Annotated in this window: 14 protein-coding genes; 9 read left to right on the top strand and 5 right to left on the bottom strand. The window is 35.0% G+C overall.

Translation table 11 applies throughout. The features are described from left to right. Nucleotides 1-155 precede the first annotated feature (155 nt). The 4 genes from VP395_RS00915 to VP395_RS00900 are packed head-to-tail and all read left to right on the top strand — an operon-like array spanning nucleotide 156 to nucleotide 3,621. Nucleotides 156-1,283, top strand: a complete 1,128-nt coding sequence (locus VP395_RS00915; protein WP_346239820.1) for a DUF2891 domain-containing protein — start codon at nucleotides 156-158, stop codon at nucleotides 1,281-1,283. Nucleotides 1,284-1,299: 16 nt separating this feature from the next. Then, the gene (pxpA, locus tag VP395_RS00910) at nucleotides 1,300-2,046 is read left to right on the top strand and encodes a 5-oxoprolinase subunit PxpA (RefSeq protein ID WP_346239819.1); all 747 of its coding nucleotides are present in this window, start codon (nucleotides 1,300-1,302) and stop codon (nucleotides 2,044-2,046) included. A gap of 5 nt (nucleotides 2,047-2,051) precedes the next feature. Then, the gene (gene pxpB, locus VP395_RS00905; RefSeq protein WP_346239818.1) at nucleotides 2,052-2,783 is read left to right on the top strand and encodes a 5-oxoprolinase subunit PxpB; all 732 of its coding nucleotides are present in this window, start codon (nucleotides 2,052-2,054) and stop codon (nucleotides 2,781-2,783) included. After that, nucleotides 2,776-3,621 (top strand): 5-oxoprolinase subunit C family protein, encoded by an 846-nt coding sequence (locus tag VP395_RS00900; RefSeq protein ID WP_346239817.1) that lies wholly within the window; start codon nucleotides 2,776-2,778, stop codon nucleotides 3,619-3,621. Before pxpB ends, VP395_RS00900 begins: the two co-directional genes overlap by 8 nt. An 11-nt stretch (nucleotides 3,622-3,632) precedes the next feature. On the opposite strand, the gene deoC is transcribed toward VP395_RS00900, so the two are convergent. Beyond that, complete coding sequence (gene deoC, locus VP395_RS00895) at nucleotides 3,633-4,364, bottom strand: deoxyribose-phosphate aldolase (RefSeq protein WP_346239816.1); 732 nt, start codon at nucleotides 4,362-4,364, stop codon at nucleotides 3,633-3,635. A 322-nt stretch (nucleotides 4,365-4,686) separates the two neighbouring features. Further along, complete coding sequence (gene clpB / locus VP395_RS00890) at nucleotides 4,687-7,293, bottom strand: ATP-dependent chaperone ClpB (protein WP_346239814.1); 2,607 nt, start codon at nucleotides 7,291-7,293, stop codon at nucleotides 4,687-4,689. A gap of 191 nt (nucleotides 7,294-7,484) precedes the next feature. Between clpB and ytxJ the strand changes: the two genes are divergently transcribed. The 4 genes from ytxJ to VP395_RS00870 all read left to right on the top strand — a co-directional run bounded on the left by ytxJ (nucleotide 7,485) and on the right by VP395_RS00870 (nucleotide 10,779). Further along, the gene (gene ytxJ, locus VP395_RS00885; RefSeq protein WP_346239813.1) at nucleotides 7,485-7,874 is read left to right on the top strand and encodes a bacillithiol system redox-active protein YtxJ; all 390 of its coding nucleotides are present in this window, start codon (nucleotides 7,485-7,487) and stop codon (nucleotides 7,872-7,874) included. A gap of 14 nt (nucleotides 7,875-7,888) precedes the next feature. Next, nucleotides 7,889-8,281, top strand: coding sequence for a gamma-glutamylcyclotransferase family protein (locus VP395_RS00880; RefSeq protein ID WP_346239812.1), 393 nt, complete (start codon nucleotides 7,889-7,891; stop codon nucleotides 8,279-8,281). After that, nucleotides 8,274-9,959, top strand: a complete 1,686-nt coding sequence (locus tag VP395_RS00875) for an RluA family pseudouridine synthase (RefSeq protein WP_346239811.1) — start codon at nucleotides 8,274-8,276, stop codon at nucleotides 9,957-9,959. Before VP395_RS00880 ends, VP395_RS00875 begins: the two co-directional genes overlap by 8 nt. Nucleotides 9,960-10,065: 106 nt before the next feature. After that, nucleotides 10,066-10,779, top strand: coding sequence for a PmeII family type II restriction endonuclease (locus VP395_RS00870; protein WP_346239810.1), 714 nt, complete (start codon nucleotides 10,066-10,068; stop codon nucleotides 10,777-10,779). Here VP395_RS00870 and dcm read toward each other — a convergent pair. The 3 genes from dcm to fahA form a co-directional block, all read right to left on the bottom strand. Further along, nucleotides 10,751-12,001 (bottom strand): DNA (cytosine-5-)-methyltransferase, encoded by a 1,251-nt coding sequence (dcm, locus tag VP395_RS00865; RefSeq protein WP_379883982.1) that lies wholly within the window; start codon nucleotides 11,999-12,001, stop codon nucleotides 10,751-10,753. The genes VP395_RS00870 and dcm overlap by 29 nt on opposite strands. Before the next feature lie 204 nt (nucleotides 12,002-12,205). Next, nucleotides 12,206-13,387 (bottom strand): hypothetical protein, encoded by a 1,182-nt coding sequence (locus tag VP395_RS00860; RefSeq protein WP_346239808.1) that lies wholly within the window; start codon nucleotides 13,385-13,387, stop codon nucleotides 12,206-12,208. A gap of 245 nt (nucleotides 13,388-13,632) precedes the next feature. Further along, nucleotides 13,633-14,916: a fumarylacetoacetase gene (fahA, locus tag VP395_RS00855; protein WP_346239807.1), complete on the bottom strand. Its 1,284-nt coding sequence runs from the start codon at nucleotides 14,914-14,916 to the stop codon at nucleotides 13,633-13,635. A 200-nt stretch (nucleotides 14,917-15,116) separates the two neighbouring features. On the opposite strand from fahA, the gene glyA reads away from it, so the two are divergent. Next, entirely contained in the window at nucleotides 15,117-16,388 is a 1,272-nt protein-coding gene (gene glyA, locus VP395_RS00850) for a serine hydroxymethyltransferase (protein WP_346239806.1), read from the top strand. Nucleotides 16,389-16,502 lie beyond the last annotated feature (114 nt).

Raw genomic sequence — 16,502 nt, 5'->3', positions numbered from 1 at the left:
TTTGAATTGAGAAAAATATCGGATAAAAAAAGCGGATACGTGAACGAAGCAAAAAAACTTCGAAAAATATTTTACGGAATAAACATGTACCGTAACTCCTGTAAACTACCCCAAAAAGTGAATTGTTTAAAAAGATTTAATCTTAAATTTATAAAATGAAAAAATCAATCATTTTACTGTTTTTACTTTTCATTTTAAGCTGTAAAACAACAAAGCAATTTCCGCAAAATAAACCACAAGTTTTAACTACGGTTTCAACCTCAAAGCCAATTCGCGGTATTCCAAAACTTGATTTAAAAGGGGCTAATGCTTTAGTGAAATTACCGTTGCATTGCATAAATATAGAGTACCCTAACAGGTTATCTCAAACGTTGGGCAGTGATGTAGATTTAAAATCACCCAAAACCTTGCATCCTGCTTTTTATGGCTGTTTCGATTGGCATTCGTCAGTGCATGGGCATTGGAGCTTGGTGAGTTTGTTAAAACAGTTTCCAGATTTGGATAATGCCGAGGCAATCAAGCAGAAATTGTTTCAAAATATATCTAAAGAAAACATAGAAGCCGAAGTGGTATATTTTAATGGCGAACATAACAAATCGTTTGAACGCACCTATGGGTGGGCGTGGTTGCTAAAATTAGCCGAAGAATTACATACATGGGATAGTGAAACGGCAAAACAATTAGAAAGCAATTTACAACCCTTAACCGATCTGATTATTGAAAAGTATATCGAGTTCCTGCCCAAGCTAAATTACCCCATTAGAGTAGGAGAGCACCCAAATACTGCATTTGGGTTAAGTTTTGCGTGGGATTATGCCAATACGGTAAATAATACCACTTTAAAATCAATAATCGAACAGCGCGCTAAAGATTTTTATTTAACCGATATAGGATGCCCTATAACCTGGGAACCTGGTGGTACCGATTTTTTATCGCCGTGTTTAGAAGAAGCGGCATTAATGAAACGTGTACTGACTAAAGAGACGTTTAAACCTTGGTTAAATGAGTTTTTGCCACAATTGAAGAATAAAAGCTTTATATTAGAAACGGGAAAGGTATCGGATAGAGAAGACGGCAGTTTGGTGCATTTAGATGGTGTGAATTTTTCACGAGCTTGGAGTTTAAACACCATTGCAGAAAATTTACCAGAATATAAGCATCTAAATAACATTGCTAATCAGCATATCAATTATTCATTACCTAGTATTTTTGAAGATAGTTATGAAGGTGGGCATTGGTTAGGTAGCTTTGCTATTTATGCGTTGAATACCACTTCTGAATAATATAAAACAATCGCTTGTGCAAACCCAGAGTCAGAGTATTGATATAAATGTAGATGTAGGTGAAGGTATTGGTAACGAATCGTTATTTATGCCATATGTTTCGTCCTGCAATATAGCTTGTGGCGGACATGCAGGCAACGCTAAAACCATGCGTAAAGTGGTTAAATTAGCAAAGCAGCACCGTGTAAAAATTGGCGCACACCCCTCATTTCCAGATATTGAAAATTTTGGCAGAAAACCTATGGATATGCCTTGTGTGGCGCTATATACTTCAATTAAAGAACAAATAAATGATTTAATAGCTATTTTGGATGAAGAAAAGGCGTTGCTTCACCATGTAAAGCCCCATGGGGCATTGTATAATATGGCGATTACAGATACTAAAATTGCTGCCACCATTATTGAAGTAATGAAAAGTATGGCTTTACCAGTTAAACTTTATGTGCCTTATAAATCGGTTATTGAAACTTTAGCGCTTCAAAATAATATTCCTGTTATTTACGAAGTTTTTGCCGATAGAAATTATAATGACGATTTAACATTAGTGTCGCGTACCGAAAAAAATGCGCTAATTGATAATTATGAAACGATGTTTGAACATGTATTTCATATGATTGAAAAAAGAAAAGTAAAAACCATTACCGGTGCAGAAGTAGTTATAAAAGCTGAAACTTTTTGCGTACATGGAGATACGCTTCATGCGGAGGAATTACTTAAAAAACTACACGTGAATTTAGAAGTGAAAGGTGTTAAAATATTATAAATTTAATGGCTTTCATTCTTACATATAAACCGTTTGGTGAGCGTTCTGTTTTAGTAGAATGGCCAGCTCTAATAGATGAAACAATTTTAAAAGATATTATTGCATTTAAATCGGTTATAGAAGAAAATAAAATTAAATCTATTGTTGAATTAAAGACTGCATATAACTCTTTATTAATTAGTTATAATTTAATTTGTAGGAATTTTGAAAATGAGATCAATTGGCTTAAGAACACATATAAATCAGTAAAATTGAATGATGACAGGCTGTCAGTTTTATGGAAAATACCTGTATGTTATGATGCTGTTTTTGGAATAGATTTAGAAGTGATTTCCGTAGAAAAGAAACTTTCAAAAGAAGCTATAATTAAACGGCATACACAAGCTGTTTATACGGTTTATTTTATTGGATTTTTACCTGGGTTTTTGTATTTGGGCGGTTTAGATGAGGCGCTTTATATGTCTAGAAAATCGACTCCACGCTTGCAAATTGAAAAGGGTGCGGTCGCTATTGGCGGTAATCAAACAGGGGTGTATCCTATGTCCAGTCCTGGCGGTTGGAATATTATTGGTAATTCGCCTATTGCGTTTTTTAACCCTAATTTAGAACAGCCTTGTTTTGCTAAACCTGGAGATCGTATTGTTTTTGAGCCAATTACTTTAAAAGGGTATAAGGGGATTAAGGCTTTAGTTGAGGCGGGTATGTACCAAATAGAAAGCGAGGTGCTATATGGTTAAGGTCTTGAATCCAGGTCTGTATTCAAGTGTTCAAGATTTAGGGCGTATGGGTTTTCAGCAGTACGGTGTGCCTTATTCAGGTGTAATGGATGCATATTCTGCTGCTTTGGCTAACCATATTTTAGGGAATAACGAATATGATGCCGTTATTGAAATGACGATGACAGGAGCTAAACTTCTATTTAAATGCGAGACCTGTATTTGCATTACAGGTGCAGACATGTCTCCTGAACTAAACAATAATCCTATTCAGCTTAATAAAAGTATAAAAGTAAATGCGGAAGATGTGTTGTCATTTGGTAAGCTTAGCAAAGGATTTAGATGTTATTTAGCTGTTTTAGGCGGTTTTGAAACTGAAGTAGTAATGGGCAGCAGAAGCATGTATAAAGGTGTAACAGGGCGATTTAATATTTCTAAAAATGATGAATTAGTAATTCCTGTAAACAATTTATTTGCAGATTCTAAAAATGCTTTGGTTAAAGTTAAAAACGAATATTTTTCAGCTAAAAGCATCGATGTTTTTAAAGGTCCTGAGTTTGAATTATTACCGAAGAATCAGCAAGATTTTTTGCTTAAAAATGAATTTACTATTTCAAAAGATAATAACCGCATGGCGTATCAACTTTCAGAACCTTTAGAAAATAATTTAGAACCTATCATCACCTCGGTAGTATTACCAGGAACGGTTCAATTAACCCCGTCTGGCAAACTGATTATTTTAATGCGCGATTGTCAAACTACGGGTGGTTATCCTAGAGTGCTTCAACTTAAAGAATCGGCGATTAGTATATTGGCGCAAAAATTTACAGGCGGTTTAATAAATTTTAAATTGAATTAGGTTTGCACGAATCAATCGTTAATAGTTTGTTTTATGCCAATCGCTCCTTTTTGATTAATATCTAAATATTTTTTATAAGTTTTGGCGTTTTTGTTTTGTAAAGTTCTATTTCCTGAGGTTATATTGGTAGAAGTGCCAATGCAATCGGCTCCAGCTTCTAGGTATTTAATGGCGGTTTCAAAATCTTCAATATCACCATAAGCCACAATTTTAGCGGCATCTCTAATGGTTTTTTTTATGATTTTTATGGCGGTATACGTAGCATCCCTTTTAGAAAAACCCGTGGATGTTTTAATATAATTCGCTTTAGCGTCTAAACAAATTTCGCATGCTTTTATCACTTCGTTTTTGTTTAATTCTGAAATTTCCAATATTACTTTTAAAGGCGTTCTTCCAATGGCAAGTTTTACATCAAGAATATCTTTTAAGACCAAAACATGGTTTTTGCTTTTAAGATACCCTAAATTCATAACCATCTCTATTTCATCTGCACCATCTTCAATAGCTTTTTTTGCTTCAAAAACTTTGGCTGCCGTAGACATGGCGCCTAATGGAAATCCAATAACCGTACATATTTTAACGTCTGTTTTGTCTAACAGTTGTTTTGCTAAAGCCACATAGGCAGTGTTGATGCAAACCGCATAAAAATTACTGTGTAAGGCTTCGTTGCAAAGCTCTATAATTTCGCGTTCTGTCGTAGTCGATTTTAATAGTGTGTAGTCAATATGTTTGGATATATCCATTGCTATAAGTAGGTATTTAGGGTTTAATTCTTATTATAAACAGAATTACTGTTAAGTTTTTGTAATGTTTTGGGGACTTACAATAATGCTAAATTAGGTAATTTCACCGATATTAATTTGCAGTTCATCGATTTTAAAAGATTTATTATTAACTGTCTTGTTAACTTATTTAGAATCAAAATATTATAAAACAATTAAGTTTTGTTTACAAGTGGAGAAAATGAAAAGCAACAATCATCTCCTAAAAGAATCATGTTGCTTTTATTAACCAACCAACTATAAGACTGTTTTAAATTGTTTTGTTACAATAGTTTATCTGTATTTAAATGTTTTCAGTCACCAAATCACTTTGGTTTCTAAATACCAATTTATCATCAAAAGCATCTAAAAGTATGATACTGTCCGTTGTTACTTTACCTGCTAAAATTTCTTTACTAAGTGCATTTAAAACGTCTTTTTGAATCACGCGTTTTACGGGTCGTGCACCGTATTCTGGATTATATCCTTTTTCTGTCAGATATTCAATAGCTTCTTGTGTGGCGTCAAACGTAATGCCTTGTTGCCCAATCATTTTTGTAATACCTTTTAATTGTAGCCTAACTATGGCTGTTATATTGTTTTTTGTTAAAGGTGTAAACATGATGGTGTCGTCAATTCTGTTTAAAAACTCGGGTCGCACACTTTGTTTCAGTAATCCTAGTACTTCAATTTTGGCTGCTTCAATGGCCGAATCAATATCTTTTGTGGCTTCAAAGCGTTCAAGTATAATCTGGCTCCCTATATTGGAGGTCATAATGATAATGGTGTTTTTAAAGTCTGCAACACGTCCTTTGTTATCTGTTAAATGGCCTTCATCCAAAACTTGTAATAAAATATTAAAGGTATCGGGATGTGCTTTTTCAATTTCATCTAGTAATACCACAGAATACGGTTTGCGTCTTACGGCTTCGGTTAATTGTCCGCCTTCATCATAACCAATGTATCCAGGAGGCGCGCCTACCAATCTGCTAATGGCATGACGTTCTTGGTATTCGCTCATATCAATACGGGTCATAGCATTTTCATCATCAAACAGGTATTCTGCTAAAGCTTTGGCTAATTCGGTTTTACCAACACCGGTTGTTCCTAGAAATAAAAACGTTCCAATGGGTTTTTTAGGGTTTTGTAATCCTGCGCGACTTCTACGTACCGCATCGCTAACTGCTTCAATAGCTTCTTCTTGTCCTACCACTCGTTTGTGTAGTTCGTCTTCCAATTTTAATAATTTTTCACGTTCACTTTGAAGCATTTTAGTAACGGGGATTCCAGTCCATTTTGCAACTACTTCAGCAATATCATCATAAGTAACCTCTTCTTTTATTAACGAGTGTTCCGATTGTGCATGTAATTGCTTTTGGAGGGTTTCCAGTTCTGCTTGAGCTTCTTTTATTTTCCCATAACGTAATTCGGCTACTTTACCATAGTCACCATCGCGTTCAGCCTTTTCAGCTTCTAGTTTGAAATTTTCAATAGCTTGTTTGGTGTTTTGGATATTCTCAACCACCTCTTTTTCGCTTTTCCACTTCGCGTTTAGTTCGTTGCGTTGTTCTTTAATATTTGCTAAATCAGAACGAAGTGTTTTTAATTTGCTTTCGTCCTTTTCACGTTTTATGGCTTCAATTTCAATTTCTAATTGCATTATTTTTCTATCTAAAACATCCAATTCTTCGGGTTTGGAATTGATTTCCATACGCAATTTAGAAGCGGACTCATCCATTAGGTCAATAGCTTTATCTGGTAAAAAACGGTTTGTTATGTAGCGTTGTGATAATTCTACTGCGCCAATAATAGCTTCATCTTTAATACGCACCTTATGGTGAGTTTCGTATTTTTCTTTAATACCACGAAGTATCGAAATGGCACTTTCAGTATCGGGTTCATCTACCATTACTTTTTGAAAACGACGTTCCAAAGCCTTGTCCTTCTCAAAATATTTTTGATACTCATCCAAAGTTGTTGCTCCAATAGCGCGCAGTTCGCCTCTCGCTAGAGCTGGTTTTAATATGTTTGCAGCGTCCATGGCACCTTGTCCGCCACCAGCGCCTACAAGTGTGTGTATTTCGTCAATAAACAATACAATATCACCTTCGCTGGTAGTTACCTCCTTAATAACAGCTTTTAAACGCTCTTCAAATTCACCTTTGTATTTGGCACCAGCAATTAGGGCGCCCATATCTAGAGCGAAAATTTGTTTGTCTTTTAAGTTTTCAGGTATGTCGCCATCTATAATTCTGTGTGCCAAACCTTCGGCAATAGCGGTTTTACCAGTACCGGGTTCACCAACTAAAATGGGGTTGTTCTTGGTTCTGCGTGAAAGAATTTGAAGAATTCTTCTAATTTCTTCATCACGACCAATAACGGGGTCTAATTTTCCATCTTTAGCAAGTTGGTTTAAATTTTTTGCATATTTATTAAGTGCGTTGTAGGTTTCTTCCTGACTTTGAGATGTCACGTTTTCGCCCTTGCGTAGTTCATTGATGCTGGCAGTAAGTGTTTTTTCTGTAACACCCTGATCTTTTAGCATCTGTGCTATCTTGCTATTCGATTTAAAAACAGCAATGATTAAATGTTCTACCGAAACATAATCATCCTTCATTTTTTTTGCAATGATAGCAGCTTCGTTAAGTGTTTTTCCGGCTTCGCGAGATAGCATGAGTTCACTACCAGTTACTTTAGAGAAACTTTCTAATTGTTTGTCTAAAGCCTGTTCTAGTATATTGATGTTCACATTCAATTTTTTTAGAATGAATGGTAGTACGTTTTCATCCACTTCAAAAATTCCTTTAAAAAGGTGCTCGTTTTCAATTTGTTGATGTCCAAAACCTTGAGCCAATTGCTGTGCTTGCTGTATGGCTTCTTGCGATTTTATGGTATAATTATTTAAGTTCATATCTATGTTTTTTATGTATTCCAAAGAGGAATCTATTTTTATTATTTTACTTTTACACTCAGTGTAAGTCAATAATCTTACCAGCACGATTTTAGAGACAAAATGTCGGTTGTCTGCTGATTTTTAGTGACTTTTAGTCAGTTTGTAAGATTTAAAAACGATTTCGACTTACTTATCTTAAAATACAAATTATGGGATTATTTAACAAATTATTTAGTGGTTCTACTGAAGAAAAGGAAACCAAAACACTGCCTTGGATTCCGTTAAACGAATTGGAACAATTACAGGATATAGAAACCAAATCCAGTACCAAAACACAGGTTGTTTTTAAACATTCTACCCGTTGTGGTATTAGCCGTATGGTTATAAAACAGTTTGAGTTAGATTACCGTCTTAACGAAAACGATCTCGATTTATATTATTTAGATTTGTTGAATTACCGCGACATTTCAAACAAAATAGCTAGCAATTTTCAGGTAATACACGAATCGCCACAGCTATTGGTTATAAAAAACGGGGAGGTTGAAGCCTATGAAAGCCATGGAGGTATTAATAGTTTAGACTTAGGTAGGTTTCTTTAAACGATTTCACATTAATGGCATCAGAGTATCTATTAGTTTACGGCACACTATTAAAAGATTTTGACAGTTATATGTCTAAGTTTTTAGAGCAAAATTCTGAGTTTGTTGGTTCAGGTTACTTTCAAGGAAACCTCTATGAAATTTCGTGGTATCCAGGTGCTGTTTTAAGCAATCATCCCGATGATAAAGTGTATGGGCACATATTCAAAATTAAAAATCCTAAAAAAACCTTTCAGGTGTTGGACGATTATGAAGGTATTGGAGATGACCTAGAGCATTCTAACGAATACACACGAACACTAATTGATGCTTATTTAAACGAAAGCGAACATATTAAAACCTATGTTTATATTTACAATTTGCCAACAGCACATTTAAAACACATTTCTTCTGGTAAGTATGTCTGATTTTGGTAATTCGTTTTTTCATCCTTTGGAAAATACGTTGGGAATTTGTTCACCCGAAAAATTCACTTTTCCGTTTTATTATGAGCCGCATCCGTTGGCAATTTTTGCAGCAAAGCAACTGCAAATGTATTTGGAAACCCAAACAGATTTTAATCATAATTTCGGATTAAACCCCAATCGAACAGATTTAGTAATAGGGAAAATGTTTGGGGTTATGGTTGTGAAAACCGCAAAAGGTGAATTGGGATATTTAGCAGCGTTCTCAGGTAAACTGGCAGATAGTAATGATGTTAATGGCTTTGTGCCCACCATTTACAACACTTTAAACGAAGCAGGCTTTTATAAAAAAGGCGAGATGCGATTAAATGCTATCAATGAACAGATTGAAATTTTAGAAGAAGCTCCAGAATTTAAAACAGCTCAAAAAAACCTTATAAATAGTAAAATCGCTTTCGCGGAAAAACTAAAAGAGCTTAAAGCCAAAATCAAAGCGGAGAAACAACATAGAGACCAACAACGTGAAGCTGCAAAATTGAGTGTCTCTGCTGAAGCTTATGCGGAATTTATAGAAACTTTAAACCAGCAAAGTATTGGTTTTCAAATACGTTTAAAGCATTTAAAAGTTGATTGGGAACAACGTATTCAAGAACTGGAAGTGAGTTTAAACGCTTTAGTTCAACCCATTCAAGACTTAAAAAACAAACGAGCTACCTTGTCAGCGTCGTTACAAAAACGCATTCATGAGCAGTACCAATTTTTAAATGCTGAAAGAGATACCAAAGATCTACTCGCTATTTTTAAAGACACCAATTCACCCATACCACCTGCGGGTTCCGGGGAATGTGCTGCACCCAAGCTGTTTCAATATGCCTACGAAAACAACTTGAAACCCATTTGTATGGCAGAGTTTTGGTGGGGCGCATCACCAAAATCGGAAGTACGGAAACACCAACAGTTTTATCCATCGTGTCGCAGCAAATGCGAACCCATTTTAGGACACATGATGCAAGGTTTGAATGTGGACGATAACCCTATTGAAACCCAAATTATTTTCAATCAAGAATTGGATATTGTTTATGAGGATGACCATTTACTTTTAATAAACAAACCCCACGAATTTTTATCGGTACCCGGAAAAAACATCTTCGAGTCGGTATTAAGTAGAATGAAAGCATACTTACCCAATGCTACTGGACCGTTATTGCTGCACCGATTAGATATGTCCACTTCGGGTTTGTTGTTGGTGGCCAAAAGCAATCGGGTTTACAAACATTTGCAAAAACAGTTTATTGAGCGTACTATAAAAAAGCGGTATGTTGCCTTATTAGATGGTGTATTACCCAACACCGAGGGCGCTATAAACTTACCATTGCGAGTCGATTTAGATAACCGCCCACAGCAATTGGTATGCGATACCCACGGAAAACCAGCAACCACCAACTACCAAGTTATTGCTATTGAAAACGGAAAAACCCGTGTCTATTTTTACCCCATTACGGGGCGCACCCACCAATTGCGTGTACATGCTGCGCATAGCGAAGGCTTAAAAACGCCTATTGTGGGTGATGATTTATATGGCACGAAAGCCAACCGACTTCATTTACATGCGGAAAGTATTACGTTTACGCATCCTATAACTAAAGAGGAGCTTACGGTTACTTGCGACGTGCCTTTTTAATGACTTAAGCGTCTTCATTTGTAAAGTTTATCTGTAAGTTTTATTTATTTGAATTATAAAATACATTAAATTTGAATAGTTTAAAATTAGAACTTATCTAAAGCCTATGACCGAACAAGAACTTACTAGTCATATTGTTGTTTACTTTGAAACATTCATATTTAAAAATCACATTGAGGCTTCTTTAAAAACACATTCAAAATTAAAATCCTACAATATAAATCCAATTGTAGTTAAATATCTTTCTAAAGTTTTGGATAATAATTACACTCCAGAAGGTGTTGCTAAAGCTTTATTTTATCCAAGAGTTTTGGGTACTTCAATAAATACGTCGTTTGGAACAAGAATACAAAATATGTTTGTTGAATTGGGAATTGCAAATGGCTCTTTAATAAAAGGAATGGATATTGAGTTTATTGATAAAATTGATAATAGAAAGAAATGGTGTCAATTAAAATCGGGACCAAATACTATAAATTCTGAAGATGTAAAGCCTCTAATTAGAAAGTTTACAAATACAATTAATTTGGCTCGAACTAATAAAGCTTTTGAAGGAATTAGTAATACAGACTTTTTAGTTGGTGTGCTTTATGGTGAAGCTGATGAATTAAGTATGCATTATAAAGTTATCGATAAGATACATCCTGTAATAATAGGTACTGAATTTTGGTATAGAGTTACTGGATATCCTAATTTTTATAATGGCTTAGTTAAAAAACTGCACGAAAGTATTGATACAATTGACACGAAAGATTTAATGAATATTGGATGCAATGCTTTAGCAGAAGATATTAGAAATTCGCCACTTTTCGACTTTTAGCTTGAACCAACTGATTCATGAATTTTATTATTGAATAACCAATTTCTTGCCCCAAATTTACAGGAACGGCGTTTCCAATTTGTTTGTATTGTTGTGCTATAGAGCCAGAAAACTCCCAATCATCAGAAAATGTTTGAATTCTTGCATATTCTCTTACCGTAAACGGACGCGTTTCATCTGGGTGGCATCTTTCTGTCTGTTTTTGAGCAGGACTACAAGTAAGTGTTAAACAAGGTTCGTCCCAACCAATTCTACGAGCCATTCCTGTTTTTCCTCCACCTAAATAAAAACTCCCACCCATATATTCTTTTTGAATGTCTAAAGGGAGGTCTCTCCAATAGCCTTTTTGAGGTACTAAATCAAGTATGTCCTTTTTGTATTTAGGGTATTTTGCTCCTTCCGATTTTGGTACATTGCTTTCAAACAAAGAGCCTTTCTTTAAAGCATCTTTTAGGGTGTAAATTTTTGGATGAGCTGTTGGGTATTCGTATTTAATATCAATATCTTTTCTAATGCCTACCAAAATTAGGCGTTCTCTTTTTTGAGGCACTTTGTAATGTATGGCTTTTAAAACTTTTACAGGAACTACATTATATCCAATTTCATCCAAAATCGATATCATACCTTCCAATGTTTTCCCTTTCTCATGGCTCAATAATCCACGAACATTTTCACCTATACAAATTGGAGGGTTTACTTCTTGAACAACTCTTGCAAATTCATAAAACAATGTACCTCGGGCATCATTTAATCCTAATTTTTTTCCTGCATAACTAAATGCCTGACAAGGAAAACCTCCAGTAACAACGTCTATATTATGTCTGTATTCCGAGAAATCAAAATTTTTAATATCACCTTCTAAAACATTCCAATGAGGTCTGTTTTTTCTAAGTGTTTGGCAAGCCCATTTGTCAATCTCATTCAAAGCAGCACATTTTAAACCTGCTTTTTCCATTCCAATTGCTAAACCACCTGCCCCAGCGAATAGCTCTAATACAGAATAGTTTTGTAAAGGTTCTTCAAAATTTGAAGCCATATCTTCAAATTTTTCATCAAAAAGATTTCCTAATAGTGTTTGGACGTCATCTTTTCTATAAACACGATAATTAGAAACGGGTTCTCTAACAGCTTTTAGAATACCTTCGTTATCCCAACGCCTAAGTGTTTCTTTACTTTTTCCAACAATTTCAGCTGCTTCAGCAAGTGATAGATACTCATTCATAACCAAGTTATTAAACCTTACACATTGGTTACAAATATAATTGTTGTTTTGGAACTAAAAAATTTTAAATGTAAAAGAAGTTATAATTATTTTTACTTTGCGACTTTGTCAGGTCGAGCGCAGTCGAGACCTAATAATATGTTAGAAACTCCAAGTTCTCGACTGCGCTCGAACGGACAATAATAATGTTTTAGATATTTCTGTCTATCTCGTCGGGTTATAAGAATTTATAATCTTTTTGAGTTGTAGTTTTAAATCTTCACCGGTGTCGTAAATCATTTGTTCTTCATTAGGGAAGGGCACACGTTGGTTGTTTAAAAAAGGTAGTAATGTAGTTTCTAAAGCACGTCTATCACCACGTGATGTTGCAAAAATATGTTGGAATACAAACTCACTGCTTACAGGAAACGCATCTACCAATTGTTTGTTTTTCAAATCGATATATTCCACATTACCCGCTACTTGTGCCGATTTAAATTGGGTGCTTTCGTAGTATTCACAACGTACGGTTATCATTTTATCAACCTGTATGGTTTTACCAAGACTGTCTTTAACCACATTTCCTTTAGAGTCTAGCAAATTTTGTTTACCATCGGCAACTTGTTTTTCTTTAATAATTTGGCGTTCCTTAATTTGTTCGGGAGAAAGGTTTATTTCCCTTAAATTAACTCGCATATTGTAGTCGTAATTCGTTTTATCTACAGGGTTGTTATGGTAAACGGTCCATAAATTGTTAAGTCCGTAGGTGCTAAAGTTTAATAAATCGTCTTCCAAACGCGTTGGAATGGTTTTTCGGGTATCGTTCACCATATCAACCAATACAAAATCAATGCCTTTGTTGTGGCTTACCTCCAAAAGGTTGCGCACATCTCTGTAATTCGGGTTAATATCTTCAATATCTTGAAACATGGTAAATGCTTGTCGCGCTTCCAATTTGTTATTGGATTTTAGAAGTGCCAAAGCATTATTATAGATTTGTAACGAGGCATCGTTTTTAAACTTAATGATGTCGCTAGAATAATCTGTTAAATTAAACTTAACCGTTTTGCCATTAATAGCAAGTGGCAATAAGGGTTTTATAAGTTCTTGACGCTTGTTTAAACCTACATACATATCGTATATACGCAGGTAATTTTCTGGATTATTATCCTTTTTAAGGAAGTTAATATCGGTTAAATCACGTTCATTAGCTTTATGGTAAGCTTCTTGAAGCATAGCAATAAAATCGGCTTTTCCTTTTTTGTCCTTGTTGGTACGTAATTTACCAATGGCGTTGTAAATGGCTTGGTCGTAGTTACCCGCACTTAACGATTTTTCAATTTGTTTACTGGTGCTGCATGATACGATGCATGCGATTAGTAATGTAGAAAGTAATGTTCTAATCATGGTCTCTATGTTTGGTTTATTTGGGTGGTATTTCAATAAGGGTGCCAAAATACTAAAACAATAGATAAAATGCTAATTAATCCGTTAAAATGATTTGTTTTTACAATTATTATAGGATTAATACTTCAAATTTTACATCATTACGAGGGAGTACTACTTAAATAACCTGTTAGCTACTAGTTGTGTATTAAATTATTGGTTTGATTTAAAAGATAGCTTTGTTCCTCGCAATAAATGAAATCAGTTTATTTACGTTTAAAAACAGGCAATAATTTGGTAGAAACTTCACCAAAACCAATGCGAGTTCCATCTTTTTCGCAGAAACCACGCATAATAACGGTATCGTTATCATTGATAAAAGTACGCTCGCTACCATCTTTCATTTTAATTGGTTTTTCACCTTTCCAAGACAGTTCTAACATCGAACCATATGAATCGGGTGTAGGTCCAGAAATAGTACCACTTCCCATCATATCGCCAGAATTTACAGGACATCCGTTTATAGTATGGTGTGCCAGTTGTTGCGACATATTCCAATACATATGCTTAAAATTAGATTTGCTAACAATCGTTTCTTTAGCTCCGCTTGGGCGTATGGCTACTTCTAAATTAATATCGTAACTTTTTTTGCCTTTATATTGAAGGTATTCCAATTGCGGCTTAAGAGGTTTTGGACTCTCGACACGATACGGTTCTAAGGCATCCAATGTTACAATCCATGGTGAAATGGACGAAGCAAAGTTTTTAGCTAAAAATGGTCCTAGTGGTACATATTCCCATTTTTGAATATCGCGGGCACTCCAATCATTTAATAATACCAAACCAAAAATGTATTCTTCGGCTTCTTCTATAGGGATAGGTTCGCCCAAATCGTTTGCAACAGTAGTAATAAAAGCCATTTCTAACTCAAAATCCACTAATTTACTTGGTCCGAATACAGGTACTTCGGCACCATTTGGCAGCATTTGTCCTTGTGGTCTGTGAACTGGGATTCCAGATGGGATAATAGAAGAGCTTCTACCATGGTACGCTACAGGAATATGCAACCAGTTTGGTAACAACGCATTTTCAGGGTCTCTAAACATAGAACCTACATTGGTTGCGTGCTCAATACTTGAGTAAAAATCGGTATAATCACCAATCTGTACGGGTAATTGCATTTCAATTTCATCTAAACGAAACAATACAATTTCTTTATGCTGTTTGTTTTCTTTTAGTGTTTTATTGTTGCTATCAAAAATTTGAGCAATACGGTTTCTAACAGCACGCCATGTTTTTCTGCCATCGGCAATAAAATCATTCAGGGTGTCTTGAAGAAAAATATCATCGGTTAAAGGAATCCCTTCAAAATACCCTAATTGGTGTAACGCACCCAAATCGATGGCAGTATCGCCAATTCTGGTGCCAATTGTAATGATATCATCACGTGTTAAAAATACCCCGAACGGAATATTCTGTATAGGAAAATCTGAATTTTTATCGACGTGTAACCACGATTTTCTATCTGGATTGTTAGCTGATAATGGCATAACTTTAAAGTTTAATATTTATTGAATTATATTCAAACGTACACATTTTTTTCATTTTAATAGAATAAAATGTATAAAAAATAGGTTTCTCTTAACCGTTAATAAATCCGTTAAAAACTTAGAAGTAAATATATGTTTTTTGATGAATTTAACTAATCTATTTGTTACTTTTGCCGAATATTTAACAAGAAATTAATTTTATGCAACGCGACGAACAAATTTTTGAACTAATTGAAGCTGAAAAAGAACGCCAATTACATGGTATAGAACTTATTGCATCAGAGAATTTTGTAAGCCCACAAGTAATGGAAGCTGCAGGCTCTGTATTAACCAATAAATATGCTGAAGGCTATCCAGGAAAACGCTACTACGGTGGTTGTGAGGTAGTTGATGAAGTGGAACAAATAGCTATTGATAGAGCAAAAGCCTTGTTTGGTGCTGCATACGTTAACGTGCAACCACACTCTGGAAGTCAGGCAAATACAGCGGTTTATCATGCATGCTTAACACCGGGAGATAAAATTTTAGGATTTGATTTATCGCACGGTGGGCATTTAACACATGGTTCTCCAGTAAATTTTTCTGGTAAATTATACAATCCTGTATTTTATGGTGTAGAACAAGAAACAGGCGTTTTAAACTATGATAAAATTCAGGAAATTGCCACTAAAGAACAACCAAAATTAATCATTGCTGGTGCATCTGCATATTCTCGCGATATCGATTTTAAACGTTTTAGAGTGATTGCAGATAGCGTTGGAGCTATTTTAATGGCAGATATTTCGCATCCTGCGGGTTTAATAGCTAAAGGTATTTTAAACGACCCCATGCCACATTGCCACATTGTAACTACTACAACTCACAAAACTTTAAGAGGTCCAAGAGGTGGAATGATTATGATGGGACAAGATTTTGATAACCCATTTGGAATTACCTTAAAAGATGGTAGTTTACGTAAAATGTCTTCTTTATTAGATTCTGCGGTATTCCCAGGAAACCAAGGTGGTCCATTAGAGCATATCATTGCAGCTAAAGCAATTGCGTTTGGTGAAGCGTTAACCGATGATTTTTTACATTACCAATTGCAAGTAAAAGCAAATGCAGCTACTGTAGCAAAAGCGTTGGTTGAAAAGGGGTATAATATTATTTCTGATGGTACCGATAACCACTGTATGCTAATTGATTTACGTAACAAAAACATATCTGGTAAGGATGCCGAAAATGCGTTGGTAAAAGCAGATATTACTGTAAACAAAAACATGGTACCATTTGATACCCGTTCGCCTTTTGTAACGTCTGGTATTCGTGTTGGTACTGCTGCAGTAACAACCAGAGGTTTAAAAGAAGCCGATATGCTTGAAATAGTAGAGTTGATTGATGAAGTAATCAATAACCACGAAAACGAAGCGGTTTTAGAAGCAGTTAAAGAAAAAGTAAACGCAATGATGGCAGGACGTCCATTATTTGTGTAAGAACATAAAAAAAAACAAGACCTCACAGGTTTTTAAAACCTGTGAGGTCTTTCTATAAAATTCAAAATCCTGCAACAAGCGGGATTTTTTTTTTTTGGTGTTACCACAAGGGTC

Origin of the sequence: Mariniflexile soesokkakense, from assembly GCF_039650365.1 — a bacterium.
Classification (GTDB): Bacteria; Bacteroidota; Bacteroidia; order Flavobacteriales; family Flavobacteriaceae; genus Mariniflexile; species Mariniflexile soesokkakense.
The sequence above is the reverse complement of the archived record's forward strand: the minus strand, read 5'-3'. Positions and strand labels throughout refer to the sequence as shown.

What these genes read in the sequence shown, in the direction of transcription:
- fahA (WP_346239807.1), bottom strand. Translation starts at nt 14,916, where the DNA reads ATGCCATTATCAGCTAACAATCCAGATAGAAAATCGTGGTTACACGTC.
- VP395_RS00900 (WP_346239817.1), top strand. Translation starts at nt 2,776, where the DNA reads ATGGTTAAGGTCTTGAATCCAGGTCTGTATTCAAGTGTTCAAGATTTA.
- VP395_RS00860 (WP_346239808.1), bottom strand. Translation starts at nt 13,387, where the DNA reads ATGATTAGAACATTACTTTCTACATTACTAATCGCATGCATCGTATCA.
- clpB (WP_346239814.1), bottom strand. Translation starts at nt 7,293, where the DNA reads ATGAACTTAAATAATTATACCATAAAATCGCAAGAAGCCATACAGCAA.
- deoC (WP_346239816.1), bottom strand. Translation starts at nt 4,364, where the DNA reads ATGGATATATCCAAACATATTGACTACACACTATTAAAATCGACTACG.
- VP395_RS00915 (WP_346239820.1), top strand. Translation starts at nt 156, where the DNA reads ATGAAAAAATCAATCATTTTACTGTTTTTACTTTTCATTTTAAGCTGT.
- VP395_RS00875 (WP_346239811.1), top strand. Translation starts at nt 8,274, where the DNA reads ATGTCTGATTTTGGTAATTCGTTTTTTCATCCTTTGGAAAATACGTTG.
- pxpB (WP_346239818.1), top strand. Translation starts at nt 2,052, where the DNA reads ATGGCTTTCATTCTTACATATAAACCGTTTGGTGAGCGTTCTGTTTTA.
- ytxJ (WP_346239813.1), top strand. Translation starts at nt 7,485, where the DNA reads ATGGGATTATTTAACAAATTATTTAGTGGTTCTACTGAAGAAAAGGAA.
- VP395_RS00870 (WP_346239810.1), top strand. Translation starts at nt 10,066, where the DNA reads ATGACCGAACAAGAACTTACTAGTCATATTGTTGTTTACTTTGAAACA.
- VP395_RS00880 (WP_346239812.1), top strand. Translation starts at nt 7,889, where the DNA reads ATGGCATCAGAGTATCTATTAGTTTACGGCACACTATTAAAAGATTTT.
- dcm (WP_379883982.1), bottom strand. Translation starts at nt 12,001, where the DNA reads ATGAATGAGTATCTATCACTTGCTGAAGCAGCTGAAATTGTTGGAAAA.
- glyA (WP_346239806.1), top strand. Translation starts at nt 15,117, where the DNA reads ATGCAACGCGACGAACAAATTTTTGAACTAATTGAAGCTGAAAAAGAA.